Genomic DNA, 14,615 nt, shown 5'->3' on the forward strand with positions numbered 1-14,615 from the left:
CCCTAGGGGGCGGGCGAACGGATCCCGTAGGGGGTGCGGGCGCCCCCTACGGGGCCACAACGTGGCGGGGGTGGGGGGAATTCCCGCGGGGCCTCACGCCCGCCCGGAGTCCGTGGCCGCCCGTTGCAGGATGCGGGCGGCCACCGCGGGGGAGTCCACCAGGGGGTGCAGCGCCAGCGCGCGCAGGGCCGCGCCGCGGTCCTTGAAGAGGGCGGCCGCCACCGTCTCCCGTTCGACGGCCTTGATCTGGAGCATCAGCCCCAACTGGTCCGCGCGCAGCGGCGCGCAGGGCAGCGGCCGGGCCCCCTTGGCGGTCACCTCGCAGACCGTCTCCACGATCGCGTCCGGCGCCAGCTGCGGCACCGTCGTCCCGTTGCGGACGTTGAGGATCAGCCGCCGTCCGGAATCGCCGGCGATGGCGTGCATCAGCGCCAGCGCCACCCGGTCGTAGCCGCCGCCCTCCAGGTCGTCGCTGTCCCGCTGCCAGCCGCCGGTCGCCTCCCGGCTGTGCGCCATGTACGTCTCCTCGCGCTCCAGACGGGTGCGCTCCCACAGGTCGTACACCGCGTCCGGGGCACCGGCCGCCGCGGCCCGTTCGAAGAAGCCGCCCTGCTGCCGGTCCAGGAACTCCCCGCGGGTCTCCCGGGTGTCCCGTACGGAGTGCAGGGTCTCCCGGCGGAAGTAGTAGTAGTGCAGGTACTCGTTGGGGAGGGCGCCGAGGACCCCGAGCCACTCCGGGCCGAAGAGGCGGCCCTCCTCGAAGGAGCCCAGGGCCGTGGCATCGCCCAGGAGGCCCGGCAGCACATCGGTGCCGTCGAGGGTCAACGAACGCAGCCAGCCCAGGTGGTTGAGGCCCACGTAGTCGTAACCGGACCGCGCCGGGTCCTCCAGGGCCGCCGGGTCCGCGCCGACCGCCCGCGCCGCCCGGCGCACCAGCCCCACCGGCGAATCGCAGATCCCGATCACCCGGTCCCCCAGCACCTGCGCCATCGCCTCGGTCACCATCCCCGCGGGATTGGTGAAGTTGATGACCCACGCCCCCGGGGAGAGCGCCGCGACCCGCTCGGCGACGTGCAGCGCCACCGGGATCGTGCGCAGCCCGTAGAGGACCCCGCCCGCACCGACCGTCTCCTGGCCCAGCACCCCCTCGGACAGCGGGATCCGCTCGTCCCGGATGCGGCCCGCGGTACCGCCGACACGTATGGCGGAGAACACGAAGTCGGCGCCCGTCAGCGCCGCGTCGAGAGTTTCCGCCACTCGTACGGGTACCGGTCGGGTACGGCCCTGTGCGAGCCGGGCCAGCACGTCGGTGATCACCGCGACCCGGCGCGGGTCGGTGTCGTACAGCGTCAGCTCGGAGACGGAGCGTGCCGGGTCGTCCAGCAGTGCGCGGTAGACCAGCGGCACGCGGAAGCCGCCACCACCGAGAATGGAGAGCCTCATGAGGCGGAACGTACCGCAGCATCAGGCACACTGGCGGCACGAGTTGAGTACGAGAGGGGCGAGCGCGGTGAACAGTGGCCGACGCGATGTCCAACCGCCCGCGGGGCCGGCCGCCGTGCCCCCGGGGCTCGATCCGCTGGCCGCGGTGCGCCGCGACGGCGATCCGCCCACCGATGTCTATCTCACCGGCACCGTCTTCCTCGACATCATCTTCACCGGCCTGGATTCCGCCCCGGTCCGCGGCACCGAGTCCTGGGCCCGCGGTATGGGCTCCAGCCCCGGTGGCGTCGCCAACATGGCCACCGCGCTGGCCCGGCTCGGGCTGCGCACCTCCCTGGCCGCCGCGTTCGGCGACGACATGTACGGCGAGTACTGCTGGGAGGCGCTGGAACAGGGCGAGGGCATCGACCTGGCGCTCTCCCGCAAGATCCCCGGCTGGCACTCACCGGTGACCGTCTCCATGGCCTACGAGGGCGAGCGGACCATGGTCTCGCACGGCCACGAGGCACCGCCCCCGGAGCACGCCTTCGACGGCGGGCACGCCCCCGGCTGCCCGCCGCCGACCAGGGCCTGCGTCGCCGCGCTCGTCCCCGGCCGCCGGGAGGGCTGGCTGGGCTGCGCGGCCGGCCGCGGCAGCCGGATCTTCGCCGACGTCGGCTGGGACGACACCGGCCGCTGGGACCCCACCGACCTCGCCGACCTGGAGCACTGCGAGGCGTTCCTGCCCAACGCCGAGGAGGCGATGCGCTACACCCGCACCGACTGCCCGCGCGCCGCCGCCCGCAAGCTCGCCGACCTCGTCCCGCTCGCCGTCGTCACGCTCGGCGCGGAGGGCGCCTACGCGGTGGACGCCCGCACCGGCGAGAGCGCCGAGGTGCCCGCCATCGCGGTGGAGGCGCTGGACCCGACCGGCGCCGGGGACGTCTTCGTCGCCGGCTTCGTCACCGGCACCCTCGCCGACTGGCCGCTGGCCGACCGGCTGTCCTTCGCCGGGCTGAGCGCCGCGCTGTCGGTGCAGGAGTTCGGCGGCTCGCTCTCCGCGCCCGGATGGACGGAGATCGCCGCCTGGTGGAGCCGGGTGCGGGGCTGCGACACCGGGGCCGCCGCCGGGCTGCGCCGCCAGTACGGCTTCCTGGACGCCGTGCTGCCCGCGCCCGACGGCGCCGCCGGACCGTCCGGCGGCGCGGATGCCGCGCGCCCCGCCGGACCGGCGCCGCTGGCCCGCGCGGTCCCCACGATCGGCTTCCGCCGCCCGGCCTGAGCGCGTCGGCGGTACGGTCCGCCGGGCCGGCCCGGCGACGCGCTCGGGCGCCCCCCGCGGTCGCCCCGGAAAACCCGTCCGGCTTGTCAGTGCCCCGTCGTACTCTGGTAGCGCAAGGAGCCAGTGCCGGCACCTCCGCGGAGGTCCGCACCTGTGATGAGCGAAGGATGGGGGTAGCAGGCCACCCGGCCTACCCATGACGCAGACACCCACACGAGCGCAGGCGAGCGCCCAGTTCACGGTCCCGGCCAAGCACCCGATGGTGACGGTCCTGGGATCCGGCGACTCGCTGCTGCGCGTGATCGAGGACGCCTTCCCCGCCACCGACATCCACGTCCGGGGCAACGAGGTCAGCGCGGTCGGTGACGCCCGCGAAGTCGCCCTCGTCCAGCGCCTTTTCGACGAGATGATGCTGGTGCTCCGCACCGGACAGCCGATGACGGAGGACGCAGTGGAACGCTCCATCGCCATGCTGCGCGCGGCGGAGAACGGCGACGGAGCGAGCGAGACCCCGGCAGAGGTGCTCACCCAGAACATCCTCTCCAACCGCGGCCGCACCATCCGCCCCAAGACCCTCAACCAGAAGCGCTATGTCGACGCCATCGACAAGCACACCATCGTCTTCGGGATCGGTCCGGCCGGCACCGGCAAGACCTACCTGGCGATGGCCAAGGCCGTCCAGGCCCTCCAGGCCAAGCAGGTCAACCGGATCATCCTGACCCGCCCCGCGGTCGAGGCCGGCGAGCGCCTGGGCTTCCTGCCCGGCACCCTCTACGAGAAGATCGACCCCTATCTGCGCCCGCTCTACGACGCACTGCACGACATGCTCGACCCGGACTCCATCCCGCGGCTGATGGCGGCGGGCACGATCGAGGTCGCGCCGCTGGCGTACATGCGCGGTCGGACCCTCAACGACGCCTTCATCATTCTCGACGAGGCGCAGAACACCAATCCCGAGCAGATGAAGATGTTCCTCACCCGGCTCGGCTTCGACTCGAAGATAGTCATCACCGGCGACGTGACCCAGATCGACCTGCCGGGCGGCACGAAGAGCGGACTGCGCCAGGTCCGGGACATCCTGACCGGCGTCGACGACGTGCACTTCGCCGAGCTCACCAGCAGGGACGTGGTCCGGCACAAGCTCGTCGGCCGTATCGTCGACGCCTACGAGAAGTACGACAGCCGCAACGGCCAGTAGCCCGCGCTGCGCGACCAAGAAGCGAGACCCACCTTCCCCATGTCGATCGACGTCAACAACGAGTCCGGTACGGACATCGACGAGCAGGCGATCCTGGACGTCGCCCGCTATGCCCTCGCCCGGATGCGGATCCACCCGCTCTCCGAGCTGTCCGTCATCGTCGTGGACGCCGAGGCCATGGAGCAGCTCCACATCCAGTGGATGGACCTCCCGGGCCCGACCGACGTCATGTCCTTCCCGATGGACGAGCTGCGTCCGCCGTCCAAGGACGAGGAGGAGCCCCCGCAGGGGCTTCTCGGCGACATCGTGCTCTGCCCGGAGGTCGCCGAGAAGCAGGGCGCCGAGGCCCCGACGGCCCACAGCATGGACGAGGAACTCCAGCTGCTGACCGTCCACGGCGTGCTGCACCTGCTCGGCTACGACCACGAAGAGCCCGACGAGAAGGCCGAGATGTTCGGGCTGCAGGCCGCGATCGTCGACGGTTGGCGGACCGAGCGCGGGATGACCGGACCCTCGCCGGCCCCGACCGTGACCTGACGGGACGCGCGATGACCACCCTGATCGCCGTCGCGGTACTGCTCGTCGTGGTCGCCTGGCTCGCCGCCTGCGCGGAGGCCGGGCTGACCCGCACGACGAGCTTCCGCGCCGAGGAGGCGGTCCGCTCCGGCCGCCGCGGCAGCGCCAAGCTCGCCGCGGTCGCCGCCGACCCCACCCGCTACCTCAACGTCGCCCTGCTGGTGCGGGTCGGCTGCGAGGTGGCGGCCGGCGCCCTGGTCACCTACGCCTGCCTGCGCTCCTTCGGCACGACCTGGGAGGCGCTGACCGTCGCCATCGCGGTGATGGTGCTGGTCTCCTACGTCGCCGTGGGGGTCTCCCCGCGCACCATCGGCCGCCAGCACCCGCTCAACACCGCCACCGCGGCGGCGTACGTCCTGCTGCCGCTGGCCCGGGTGATGGGCCCGGTGCCGCAGCTGCTGATCCTGCTCGGCAACGCCCTCACCCCCGGCAAGGGCTTCCGCAAGGGCCCGTTCGCCTCCGAGGCGGAGCTGCGGTCGCTGGTGGACCTGGCCGAGAAGGAGTCGCTGATCGAGGACGAGGAGCGCCGGATGGTGCACTCGGTCTTCCAACTCGGCGACACCCTCGTCCGGGAGGTGATGGTGCCGCGCACGGACCTGATCTCCGTCGAGCGGTTCAAGACCATCCGCCAGGCGCTGACCCTCGCGCTGCGCTCCGGCTTCTCCCGGATCCCGGTGACCGGGGAGAACGAGGACGACATCGTCGGCGTGGTCTACCTCAAGGACCTCGCCCGCAAGGTGCACATCAGCCGGGACGCGGAGAGCGAACTGGTCTCCACGGCGATGCGCCCCGCGGTGTTCGTCCCCGACACCAAGAACGCCGGTGATCTGCTGCGCGAGATGCAGCGGGACCGCAACCACGTCGCGGTGGTGATCGACGAATACGGCGGCACCGCCGGCATCGTCACCATCGAGGACATCCTGGAGGAGATCGTCGGCGAGATCACCGACGAGTACGACCGGGAACTGCCGCCCGTGCAGGACCTCGGCGGCGGCCGCTACCGCGTCACCGCCCGGCTGGACATCGGCGCGCTGGGCGAGCTGTACGGCCTGGCGGAACTGGACGACGAGGACGTCGAGACGGTCGGCGGGCTGCTCGCCAAGCTGCTGGGACGGGTCCCGATCGCCGGTGCGACCGCCGAGATGGACCTCTCCGACGACGCCTCGGACCCGGACCTCAAGGCGCTGCGGCTGGTCGCCGAGTCGCCGGCCGGACGCCGCAACAAGATCGTCACGGTGCTCTGCGAACCGGTCCGCGCGGCGGACGCGAAGGGCGACGGCCCCGGCGCCTGACCGCCGGCCCGCTGCCCGCGCGGCACCGGACCTTCGGGGTGTCCGCCCGCACCCGGCTACTGATCCGCAGTGCAGCGGAAATATCCTCAAAGCCATTTCCGGTAGCCCTGGATTCCCTCGCCAATTCCGTGGAAAGATCTTCGAACCGGCATCGAAAAGGGGGTCGGTGTTGTGTGGCAGAGGGAAGCTGAACGAAATGCGTGGAAGAAAAGCCGCGGTGGTGCCCACCATCGCGGCAGCTCTGCGGGCGGACCGCCCGGGCGGAATCGTGCCCTCGCCGCGAGCGGAAAGACCCGAGGTGGGGAATCCGGGGGCGCCGTGAATATCGCGGCGGATTTCCCCGGCGCGGCCCTTTCGAGAGGCGCCGCCGGGCGGTGACGGAAAACTCACCGCAGCATTCGCGATGACGTCCGGCCAGGCCGCGGACATCGCGAGCACGGGCACCGGGAGGGGGGCCGGTCACCGACGACGGTGACCGGCGACCCGGTGGTCACACACGACTCCGCACCGGGCGACGCCCCGCGGGCAGCACATGCCCACGGCGGCACCGCCCGGTGCAGACCCGGAAACGACGTTGGCTGAAGAGCCGGGTGCCCCGGCACAGGGGAGCGGGGCAACCGGACTCTTCAGCCATCGTGCGTTCGCACCGCGGACGCGACACCGGGCGAGCGGGACGGCCCGCGCCTCCGCCACGTCCGACGGGCCCGCCCCCGTAGGCCCCGGCCCGGCCCCCACATATGCTCGCCCGTATGACCGAAGCCGCACCGCTGGACCCCGAAGACCGCAAGATCATCACGCTCGCGCGTTCGGCGCGGGCCCGTAACGGCGTCCCCGAGGGCGCCGCCGTCCGCGACGAGACCGGCCGGACCTACGTCGCCGGCACCGTCGCCCTGGACTCCCTCAAGCTCAGCGCCCTCCAGACGGCCGTCGCGATGGCCGTCGCCAGCGGCGCCACGTCCCTGGAGGCCGCGGCCGTGGTCAGCGAGGCCGAGCAGGCCGCCGACGCCGACCGCGCGGCCGTCCGCGACCTGGGCGGCCCGGACACCCCCGTCCTGCTCGCCGCCCCCGACGGCACCCTGCGCGCCAACGTCCCGGCGGGCCCGTCGGCCTGAGCCGCACCACCGGGCGGGGCGCCGCACCCCTGTGCGCCCCCGCCCCGTGGCGGCCGGGGAGCGGCGGATGGTCGGAGCCGCGGTGGGGATCGGGGAGAATGGGCGTCATGAGCGTTCGTACAGACTCCACCGCACCGCACCGTGCGGGCTTCGCCTGCTTCGTCGGCCGCCCCAACGCGGGCAAGTCCACCCTGACGAACGCTCTGGTCGGAACGAAGGTGGCGATCACCTCCAACCGCCCCCAGACCACCCGCCACACCGTCCGCGGCATCGTGCACCGCCCCGACGCCCAGCTGGTCCTGGTCGACACCCCGGGCCTGCACAAGCCGCGCACCCTCCTCGGCGAGCGGCTCAACGACGTCGTCCGCACCACCTGGTCCGAGGTCGACGTGATCGGCTTCTGCCTCCCCGCCGACCAGAAGATCGGCCCCGGCGACCGCTACATCGCCGGTGAACTGGCCGACATCAAGAAGACCCCCAAGGTGGCCATCGTCACCAAGACCGACCTGGTCGACTCCAAGGCGCTGGCCGCCCAGCTGATCGCCATCGACCAGCTCGGCAAGGAACTGGGCATCGAGTGGGCCGAGATCATCCCGGTCTCCGCGGTCGGCGACCAGCAGGTCTCGCTCCTCGCCGACCTCCTCGTCCCGCTCCTCCCCGAAGGCCCGGCGCTCTACCCCGAGGGCGATCTCACCGACGAGCCCGAGCAGGTCATGGTCGCCGAGCTGATCCGCGAGGCCGCGCTGGAGGGCGTCCGCGACGAGCTGCCGCACTCCATCGCCGTCGTCGTCGAGGAGATGCTCCCCCGCGAGGACCGGCCCGCCGACAAGCCGCTGCTGGACATCCACGCCAACGTCTACATCGAGCGCCCCAGCCAGAAGGGCATCATCATCGGCCCCAAGGGCAAGCGCCTGAAGGAGGTCGGCACCAAGTCCCGCAAGCACATCGAGGCACTCCTGGGCACGCCGGTCTTCCTCGACCTGCACGTCAAGGTCGCGAAGGACTGGCAGCGCGACCCCAAGCAGCTGAGGAAGCTGGGCTTCTAGTCGGTTGGCCTTGCTGCGCCGGGCCGCCTGACGGCGGGTTCTTCCGATGTCCGCCGCCGGGCCCGCCTGGCGGCGGTTGTTTCGTCCGCTGCGCGGGGCCGAGCCGCTGCGCGGGGCGGTTCCGCTGCGCGGGGCTGTTGGGTGCGGTGCCGGGCCTGCGGGGGTGGTGTGCAGGACTGCTGCGCTTTACGTCCTGCACACCACCCCCTCCGGCCCGTCCCCTCCCGTTGAGGGTCATGAAGACGGTGGGTGGGGGCCGACGTGAGTGGTCCGGTGACGGCCGTCAGCACACTCCACCAACACACCCGCAGGGACCCACCAAGGCGCACCCCTACGGTCTGGAATCCACCCATCAACGGGAGGGGACGGGTCTGTGGGGTGGGGGATGTGCGGACGTAAAGCGCAGCAGTCCGCACATCCCCCACCCCACAGACCCGGCACCGCACCCGACCAGCCCCGCGCAGCGGAACCGCCCCGCGCAGCGGAACGGCACCCCGCCGTCAGGCGGGCACGGCGGACATCGGACCACCCCGCCGTCAGGCGGACACGGCGGGACAGCCAACAACGTGGGAAGCCGGCCAAGCGCAGCGGACGGGCTCAACCAACGACCACGTCGCGAAACCAGTGGAAGGACGTCTTCGGCGTCCTCCGCAGTGTCGTGTAGTCGACGTGTACCAGCCCGAACCGCTGGTGGAATCCCTCCGCCCACTCGAAGTTGTCCAGCAGGGACCAGACGAAGTAGCCGCGGACGTCGGCGCCGGCGACCATCGCCGTCCGTAGGGCCCGCAGGTGGGCGTCCAGGAAGGCGATGCGTGCGGGGTCGTCGATGCCCTCGTACGCGCAGCCGTTCTCCGTGATCATGACGGGCGGGAGGCTCGCCCCGTACCGCTGGTGGAAGGTCAGCAGCAGTTCGGTGAGTGCCTCGGGGACGACGGGCCAGCCGAAGCCGGTCCGTGGTCGGCCCTCGATCTCCCGTGGGGCGAACGGCAGTCCGGCGGGCAGTCGGATGCCGGAGAAGTCCGAGGCCGTGGTGCCGTCGTCGGCCTCCGGCGCCCCGATCCTGGTCGGCTGGTAGTAGTTGATGCCGTACCAGTCCAGTGGCTCGGAGATGGTCTTGAGGTCGTCGGCGACCGGGCCGGGGAGCAGCGCGGCGATTCCCTCGTCGGGGTAGCGGCCCAGCAGGATCGGTTCGGCGAAGAGCCGGTTGAGCAGCAGGTCGTAGAAGTCGGCGGCTTCGGTGTCGGCGGGGGAGTTCGACGCCGGCCAGGTCGGGCCGTGCGAGTTGGCGATCCCGATGCTGGTGGCGCCGCGGGCGCGCAGTGCCTGGACGGCCAGGCCGTGACCGAGCAGCTGGTGGTGGGCGGCGGGCAGTGCGTCGAAGAGCAGGTGCCGGCCGGGTGCGTGCTGGCCCAGGCCGTAGCCCAGCAGGGTCAGTTCGGCGGGTTCGTTGAGGGTGATCCAGTGCGGTACCCGGTCGCCGAGCCGGGCCGCCACCGTGTCCGCGTACGCCGCGAAGTGTGCGGCGGTCTCCCGGACGAGCCAGCCGCCGGCCGCCTCCAGGGGCTGCGGGGTGTCCCAGTGGAACAGCGTCGGCACGGGCGCGATCCCGGCTTCCAGCAGCGCGTCCACCAGCCGGTCGTAGAAGTCCAGCCCGGCGCCGTTGACCGCCCCGCGGCCCTCGGGCACCACCCGGGGCCAGGCCACCGAGAACCGGTACGCGCCGACGCCCAGCTCCTTGAGCAGGGCCACGTCCTCGCGGTACCGGTGGTAGTGGTCGGTCGTCACCCGGGGGGTCGAGCCGTCCTTGATCCGCCCGGTCTCGGCCGCGAACGCGTCCCAGGCGGAGGGCCCGCGCCCGTCCTCGTCCACCGCGCCCTCGATCTGGGCGGCGGAGGTGGACACGCCCCACAGGAAGTCGCGGGGGAAGCGGGGGAGGGGTGCGGGACGGTCGGACGACGGCGGGGAATCGGGGGCAGAGGGGCGCGCGGATCCGGGCTCCGGTGTCATGTCCCGGGATCCTGGTAACCGCCGGTAACGGTGTCAAGGGGTGTGCAACTCGCCCGGTCCGGAACGGCGTTGGGGACGGTGTCGGGGATGGGGGTGGTGGGCCCCGGCCCGCCTGCGCCCCGCCTGCGCCCCGCCTACGCCCCCTCTTTCAGCACGCGGGTGATCAGTTCGCGTTGGTCGTCGGTGAGCTGGGGGTCGGTGCAGTAGGCGGTCCGGTCGTCGACGGTGAGGGCGTAGCGGAAGCCGTCGGGGACGCCGGTGGGCGGGGCGGCGTGGGCGGCGGCCATGGCGCGGTCGGCGAGGGTGTGCCAGTCGACGGCGTCGGCGCGGTCGGCGGTGTCGATCTCGGCGTGGCGCTCGATGCCGGCGAAGCCGCCGGTGCGGCGGATGTGGATGCGCATGGGGGGCTTCTACCCGAAGGGGAGGGAATAGTCGCGCCGGCGACCACTCCCTCCCCGGGGCGGCGGACTACTTGCCGAGCACGCCCACCTGGGACCACGCCTTGACCACGGCCTCGTGCTCGGCGCCGGACGCGCCGTAGCGGGTCTGGGCGGCCTGCACGGTGAGGTTGGCGAAGTCGGCGAACTGGGCGTTCTTGGCCAGGTGGCCGCCGGTCAGGACGTCGTACCAGATCTGGCCCGCGCGCTCCCACGCCTTGCCGCCCAGCGCGCTGGCGACGATGTAGAAGGCGTGGTTGGGGATGCCGGAGTTCAGGTGGACGCCGCCGTTGTCGTCGGCGGTCTGGACGTAGCCGGCCATCGTGGCGGGCTGCGGGTCCTTGCCGAGCTGCGGGTCGTCGTAGGCGGTGCCGGGGGCCTTCATCGAGCGCAGCGCCTGTCCGTGCACGCCCGGGGCGAGCAGGTCCGCACCGATCAGCCAGTCGGCCTGGTCGGCGGTCTGGTTCAGCGCGTACTGCTTGATCAGGGAGCCGAAGACGTCGGAGATGGATTCGTTCAGGGCGCCGGACTGGGCCTGGTAGTCGAGGTTGGCGGTGTACTGGGTGACGCCGTGGGTCAGCTCGTGGCCGATGACGTCGACGGGGATGGTGAAGTCCTTGAAGAGCCGGCCGTCGCCGTCGCCGAAGACCATGCGCTGGCCGTCCCAGAAGGCGTTGTCGTACTTCTCGCCGTAGTGGACGGTGGCGTCCAGCGGGAGGCCGGCGCCGTCGATGGACTTGCGGCCGTAGACCTTCAGGTAGAGCTCGAAGGTGGCGCCGAGGCCGGCGTGCGCACGGTTGACGGAGGCGTCCTTGGAGGGTCCGTCGGACTCGGAGTGGACCTTGGTGCCGGGCAGGTTCTGCTGGTGGCCGGCGTCGTAGACGGTGCGGTTGGGCTTGTCGGCGGCGGCCCGGGCCTCCTGCGGGGCGCGAGCCTGGGCGGCGAGGCCGGTGCGGCGGGTGCGGTGGAGGGCGTCGTGCTCCAGGGTGCGGCGGGCGGGCTCGTGCCAGTCGGGGTCGTCGGACTCGGCGAGCTTGCCGAGGATGTGCGGCGGCACGATCGTGCAGAAGACCGGCGTCGTGGGGGCTGGTGTGATGCGCGTCTGGGTCACGGATTCCTTCATAGGGAAACGGTGGCACTGCGTAATGCGTCTGTCACTGGCAGCGGCCGAAGTTCCCGAAAACGTGTGGTTGGTCGCAATTTCGGCGCTACGTCCGGGCGATCCCGCATACTGATACGCGACTGCGGATCTTGCGCGCCTCCGCTAACGTACTGTGCATCATGCGTTTCGGGCTGCTTCTTCTTAGCTGCCGCGGCGAGGGCCTGTAGTCGTAGGCCGACCCCCTCCCCGCGGGATCTGGTGCTGCGTTCGACCGTCGGCCGTCATACGGATCTCCCCGAGGAGCCCTACGCATATGTCGCAGCCAGTCGGCCGCCCCACCCCGATCACCAACGCCACCCACGCGCAAGCCCCCTCCGGCATGCCGATCCACAAGTACCGCCCGTTCGAGGCCGTACAGCTGCCGGACCGTGCCTGGCCGGAGAAGCGGATCACCAAGGCCCCCCGTTGGCTCTCCACCGACCTGCGCGACGGCAACCAGGCCCTGATCGACCCCATGTCGCCGGCCCGCAAGCGGGAGATGTTCGACCTTCTGGTCCGCATGGGCTACAAGGAGATCGAGGTGGGTTTCCCGTCCTCCGGCGAGACGGACTTCGCGTTCGTCCGGTCGATCATCGAAGAGGGCGCGATCCCCGACGACGTGACGATCTCCGTGCTGACGCAGGCGCGGGAGGAGCTGATCGAGCGGACCGTGGAGTCGCTGCGCGGCGCCCCCCGGGCCACCGTCCACCTCTACAACGCCACCGCCCCCACCTTCCGCCGGGTCGTCTTCCGCGGCTCCAGGGAGCAGGTCAAGCAGATCGCGGTGGACGGCACCCGGCTGGTGGTGGAGTACGCCGAGAAGCTGCTGGGCGACGGGACGATCTTCGGTTACCAGTACTCGCCGGAGATCTTCACCGACACCGAGCTGGACTTCGCCCTGGAGGTCTGCGAGGGCGTGATGGACGTCTGGCAGCCCGAGGAGGGCCGCGAGATCATCCTCAACCTGCCGGCCACCGTGGAGCGTTCGACGCCCAGCACGCACGCCGACCGCTTCGAGTGGATGTCGCGGAACCTCTCGCGTCGCGAGTTCGTCTGCCTGTCCACCCATCCGCACAACGACCGCGGGACGGCCGTCGCCGCCGCCGAGCTGGCCGTCATGGCCGGCGCCGACCGCGTCGAGGGCTGCCTGTTCGGGCAGGGCGAGCGCACCGGCAACGTCGACCTGGTGACGCTGGGCATGAACCTCTTCTCCCAGGGCGTCGACCCGCAGATCGACTTCTCGCAGATCGACGAGATCCGTCGCACCAGCGAGTACTGCAACCAGATGGAGGTCCACCCGCGCCACCCCTACGCGGGCGACCTGGTCTACACCGCCTTCTCCGGCTCCCACCAGGACGCCATCAAGAAGGGCTTCGACGCGATGGAGGCCGACGCGGTCGCCAAGGGCGTCACCGTCGACGACATCGAGTGGGCCGTCCCGTACCTGCCGATCGACCCGAAGGACGTGGGCCGCTCCTACGAGGCGGTCATCCGCGTCAACTCCCAGTCCGGCAAGGGCGGTATCGCCTACGTCCTGAAGAACGACCACAAGCTGGACCTGCCGCGCCGGATGCAGATCGAGTTCTCCCGGATCATCCAGGAGAAGACCGACGCCGAGGGCGGCGAGGTCACCCCGGCCGCCATCTGGTCGGTCTTCCAGGACGAGTACCTGCCCAACCCGCAGAACCCGTGGGGCCGTATCCAGGTCAGGGCCGGGCAGACCACCACCGACAAGGACGGCGTCGACACCCTCACCGTCGAGGCCGAGGTGGACGGCGTCGAGACCGTCCTGGTGGGCTCCGGCAACGGCCCGATCTCCGCGTTCTTCCACGCGCTGCAGGGCCTGGGCATCGACGCCCGCCTGCTGGACTACCAGGAGCACACCATGAGCGAGGGCGCCTCCGCGCAGGCCGCCTCGTACATCGAGTGCGTCATCGACGGCAAGGTGCTGTGGGGCATCGGCATCGACGCCAACACCACCCGCGCCTCCCTCAAGGCCGTGGTCTCCGCCGTCAACCGCGCGGCGCGCTGACCCCCCCTCGCGTCGCCTCGCGCACGGCCCCGCCGCTCCGCACCCCGGAGCGGCGGGGCCGTCCCGCGTCCGCCCTGCGGGCGTTCCGCGTCCCGTACACACTCCGTACGCATCCCCGCCTGTATTCCGGCCAGCGGAGCGCCCGTTGTCCGATACGAGGTGCTGACGACGCGTCACTGATGTGGCTAACATCACGTAACGAAAGGCGAAGTGGCCGATGGGGGCGCCTCCCATGTCCTCAAGGCTGTGGGGAATGACGGAGGGCTGACGTGATGCGCAACGTATGTGTGGTGGGGGTGCGCACATCGTGGCGGACCGTCGCCGACGGTGAGTTCTTCTGTCCCGACTGCGGCGGCGACCGCAACTACCTCCGCCGCACCGGCCGGCGCCGCCTCACCGTCCTCGGCATTCCCGTCCTCGCCCGCGGCGACGCCGGCCCGATCCTCGAATGCTCCGCCTGCCAGGGCCACTTCGGGCTGGACGCGCTCGACCACCCCACCACCGTCCGGTTCTCCGCGATGCTCCGGGACGCCGTCCACACCCTGACCCTGGCCCTGCTGGCGGCCGGCGGTACGGCCTCCCGCGCGGTCCGCGACACCGCGGTCGCCGCCGTCCGGGCGGCCGGCTCCACCGACTGCACCGAGGACCACCTGCTCACCCTGCTCGCCGCGCTGGCCGCCGACACCGGCCGGATGACCGGCACGTACCAGGCCGTCACCGGCGGCCACTGCGGGCACCGGGGCCTCGACCCGTGCGGCACCGCGCTGGCCATAGAGCTGCACGAGGCGCTGGAGCCGCTGGCGCCGCACCTCGCCCCCGCCGGGCGGGAGTCGCTGCTCCTCCAGGGCGCCCGGATCGCCCTCGCCGACGGCCCCTGCACCCCCGCCGAACGCGAGGTGCTCAGCACCGCCGGCGCCGCCCTGACGCTCCGCCCGGAGGACATCGGCCGCCTGCTGACCGCGGCGGCCCGCTCGCCGCGCTACCGCGGCTAGGGCGCCGGAAGCGCCCCAGGCAGAAGACCCCGGCCCACGGCGGCGCCCCGCCCCCAGGCGTCGTCCGGCACGAGGACG

Annotated in this window: 12 protein-coding genes; 8 read left to right on the top strand and 4 right to left on the bottom strand. The window is 72.0% G+C overall.

What is annotated here, in order from left to right:
- Positions 1–93: 93 nt before the first annotated feature.
- Complete coding sequence (locus SNOUR_RS26425) at positions 94–1,443, bottom strand: family 4 glycosyl hydrolase (protein ID WP_067351721.1); 1,350 nt, start codon at positions 1,441–1,443, stop codon at positions 94–96.
- A 67-nt stretch (positions 1,444–1,510) separates the two neighbouring features.
- Between SNOUR_RS26425 and SNOUR_RS26430 the strand changes: the two genes are divergently transcribed.
- The 6 genes from SNOUR_RS26430 (at position 1,511) to era (ending at position 7,928) form a co-directional block, all read left to right on the top strand.
- Positions 1,511–2,704 (top strand): carbohydrate kinase family protein, encoded by a 1,194-nt coding sequence (locus SNOUR_RS26430; RefSeq protein ID WP_067351723.1) that lies wholly within the window; start codon positions 1,511–1,513, stop codon positions 2,702–2,704.
- Positions 2,705–2,900: 196 nt separating this feature from the next.
- Positions 2,901–3,902: a PhoH family protein gene (locus tag SNOUR_RS26435; protein ID WP_067351726.1), complete on the top strand. Its 1,002-nt coding sequence runs from the start codon at positions 2,901–2,903 to the stop codon at positions 3,900–3,902.
- A gap of 39 nt (positions 3,903–3,941) precedes the next feature.
- Positions 3,942–4,439, top strand: a complete 498-nt coding sequence (gene ybeY / locus SNOUR_RS26440; RefSeq protein ID WP_067351728.1) for an rRNA maturation RNase YbeY — start codon at positions 3,942–3,944, stop codon at positions 4,437–4,439.
- 11 nt (positions 4,440–4,450) lie between these two features.
- On the top strand, positions 4,451–5,770 hold the full coding sequence (locus tag SNOUR_RS26445) for a hemolysin family protein (protein WP_067358803.1): 1,320 nt from the start codon (positions 4,451–4,453) through the stop codon (positions 5,768–5,770).
- 749 nt (positions 5,771–6,519) lie between these two features.
- Positions 6,520–6,882: a cytidine deaminase-like protein gene (locus tag SNOUR_RS26450; RefSeq protein WP_067358805.1), complete on the top strand. Its 363-nt coding sequence runs from the start codon at positions 6,520–6,522 to the stop codon at positions 6,880–6,882.
- A gap of 107 nt (positions 6,883–6,989) precedes the next feature.
- On the top strand, positions 6,990–7,928 hold the full coding sequence (gene era / locus SNOUR_RS26455) for a GTPase Era (RefSeq protein WP_067358807.1): 939 nt from the start codon (positions 6,990–6,992) through the stop codon (positions 7,926–7,928).
- A 597-nt stretch (positions 7,929–8,525) separates the two neighbouring features.
- On the opposite strand, the gene SNOUR_RS26460 is transcribed toward era, so the two are convergent.
- The 3 genes from SNOUR_RS26460 to SNOUR_RS26470 form a co-directional block, all read right to left on the bottom strand.
- Complete coding sequence (locus tag SNOUR_RS26460) at positions 8,526–9,935, bottom strand: GH1 family beta-glucosidase (protein WP_067351731.1); 1,410 nt, start codon at positions 9,933–9,935, stop codon at positions 8,526–8,528.
- 134 nt (positions 9,936–10,069) lie between these two features.
- Complete coding sequence (locus tag SNOUR_RS26465) at positions 10,070–10,336, bottom strand: protealysin inhibitor emfourin (RefSeq protein WP_067351734.1); 267 nt, start codon at positions 10,334–10,336, stop codon at positions 10,070–10,072.
- Between the two features lie 67 nt (positions 10,337–10,403).
- Positions 10,404–11,483, bottom strand: a complete 1,080-nt coding sequence (locus SNOUR_RS26470) for a M4 family metallopeptidase (protein WP_312633779.1) — start codon at positions 11,481–11,483, stop codon at positions 10,404–10,406.
- 304 nt (positions 11,484–11,787) lie between these two features.
- Here SNOUR_RS26470 and leuA point away from each other — a divergent pair, with 304 nt between their 5' ends.
- On the top strand, positions 11,788–13,545 hold the full coding sequence (gene leuA, locus SNOUR_RS26475; RefSeq protein ID WP_067351739.1) for a 2-isopropylmalate synthase: 1,758 nt from the start codon (positions 11,788–11,790) through the stop codon (positions 13,543–13,545).
- Positions 13,546–13,817: 272 nt separating this feature from the next.
- Entirely contained in the window at positions 13,818–14,537 is a 720-nt protein-coding gene (locus SNOUR_RS26480) for a TerB family tellurite resistance protein (protein ID WP_067351742.1), read from the top strand.
- The last annotated feature ends 78 nt before the right edge of the window (positions 14,538–14,615 follow it).

This window comes from Streptomyces noursei ATCC 11455 (assembly GCF_001704275.1).
Taxonomy (GTDB): domain Bacteria; phylum Actinomycetota; class Actinomycetes; order Streptomycetales; family Streptomycetaceae; genus Streptomyces; species Streptomyces noursei.

Excerpts from the sequence above, each read along its gene's own strand:
- SNOUR_RS26450 (WP_067358805.1), top strand. The coding sequence starts at position 6,520 with ATGACCGAAGCCGCACCGCTGGACCCCGAAGACCGCAAGATCATCACG.
- SNOUR_RS26480 (WP_067351742.1), top strand. The coding sequence starts at position 13,818 with ATGCGCAACGTATGTGTGGTGGGGGTGCGCACATCGTGGCGGACCGTC.
- SNOUR_RS26445 (WP_067358803.1), top strand. The coding sequence starts at position 4,451 with ATGACCACCCTGATCGCCGTCGCGGTACTGCTCGTCGTGGTCGCCTGG.
- SNOUR_RS26460 (WP_067351731.1), bottom strand. The coding sequence starts at position 9,935 with ATGACACCGGAGCCCGGATCCGCGCGCCCCTCTGCCCCCGATTCCCCG.
- SNOUR_RS26465 (WP_067351734.1), bottom strand. The coding sequence starts at position 10,336 with ATGCGCATCCACATCCGCCGCACCGGCGGCTTCGCCGGCATCGAGCGC.
- leuA (WP_067351739.1), top strand. The coding sequence starts at position 11,788 with ATGTCGCAGCCAGTCGGCCGCCCCACCCCGATCACCAACGCCACCCAC.
- SNOUR_RS26425 (WP_067351721.1), bottom strand. The coding sequence starts at position 1,443 with ATGAGGCTCTCCATTCTCGGTGGTGGCGGCTTCCGCGTGCCGCTGGTC.
- SNOUR_RS26435 (WP_067351726.1), top strand. The coding sequence starts at position 2,901 with ATGACGCAGACACCCACACGAGCGCAGGCGAGCGCCCAGTTCACGGTC.
- ybeY (WP_067351728.1), top strand. The coding sequence starts at position 3,942 with ATGTCGATCGACGTCAACAACGAGTCCGGTACGGACATCGACGAGCAG.
- era (WP_067358807.1), top strand. The coding sequence starts at position 6,990 with ATGAGCGTTCGTACAGACTCCACCGCACCGCACCGTGCGGGCTTCGCC.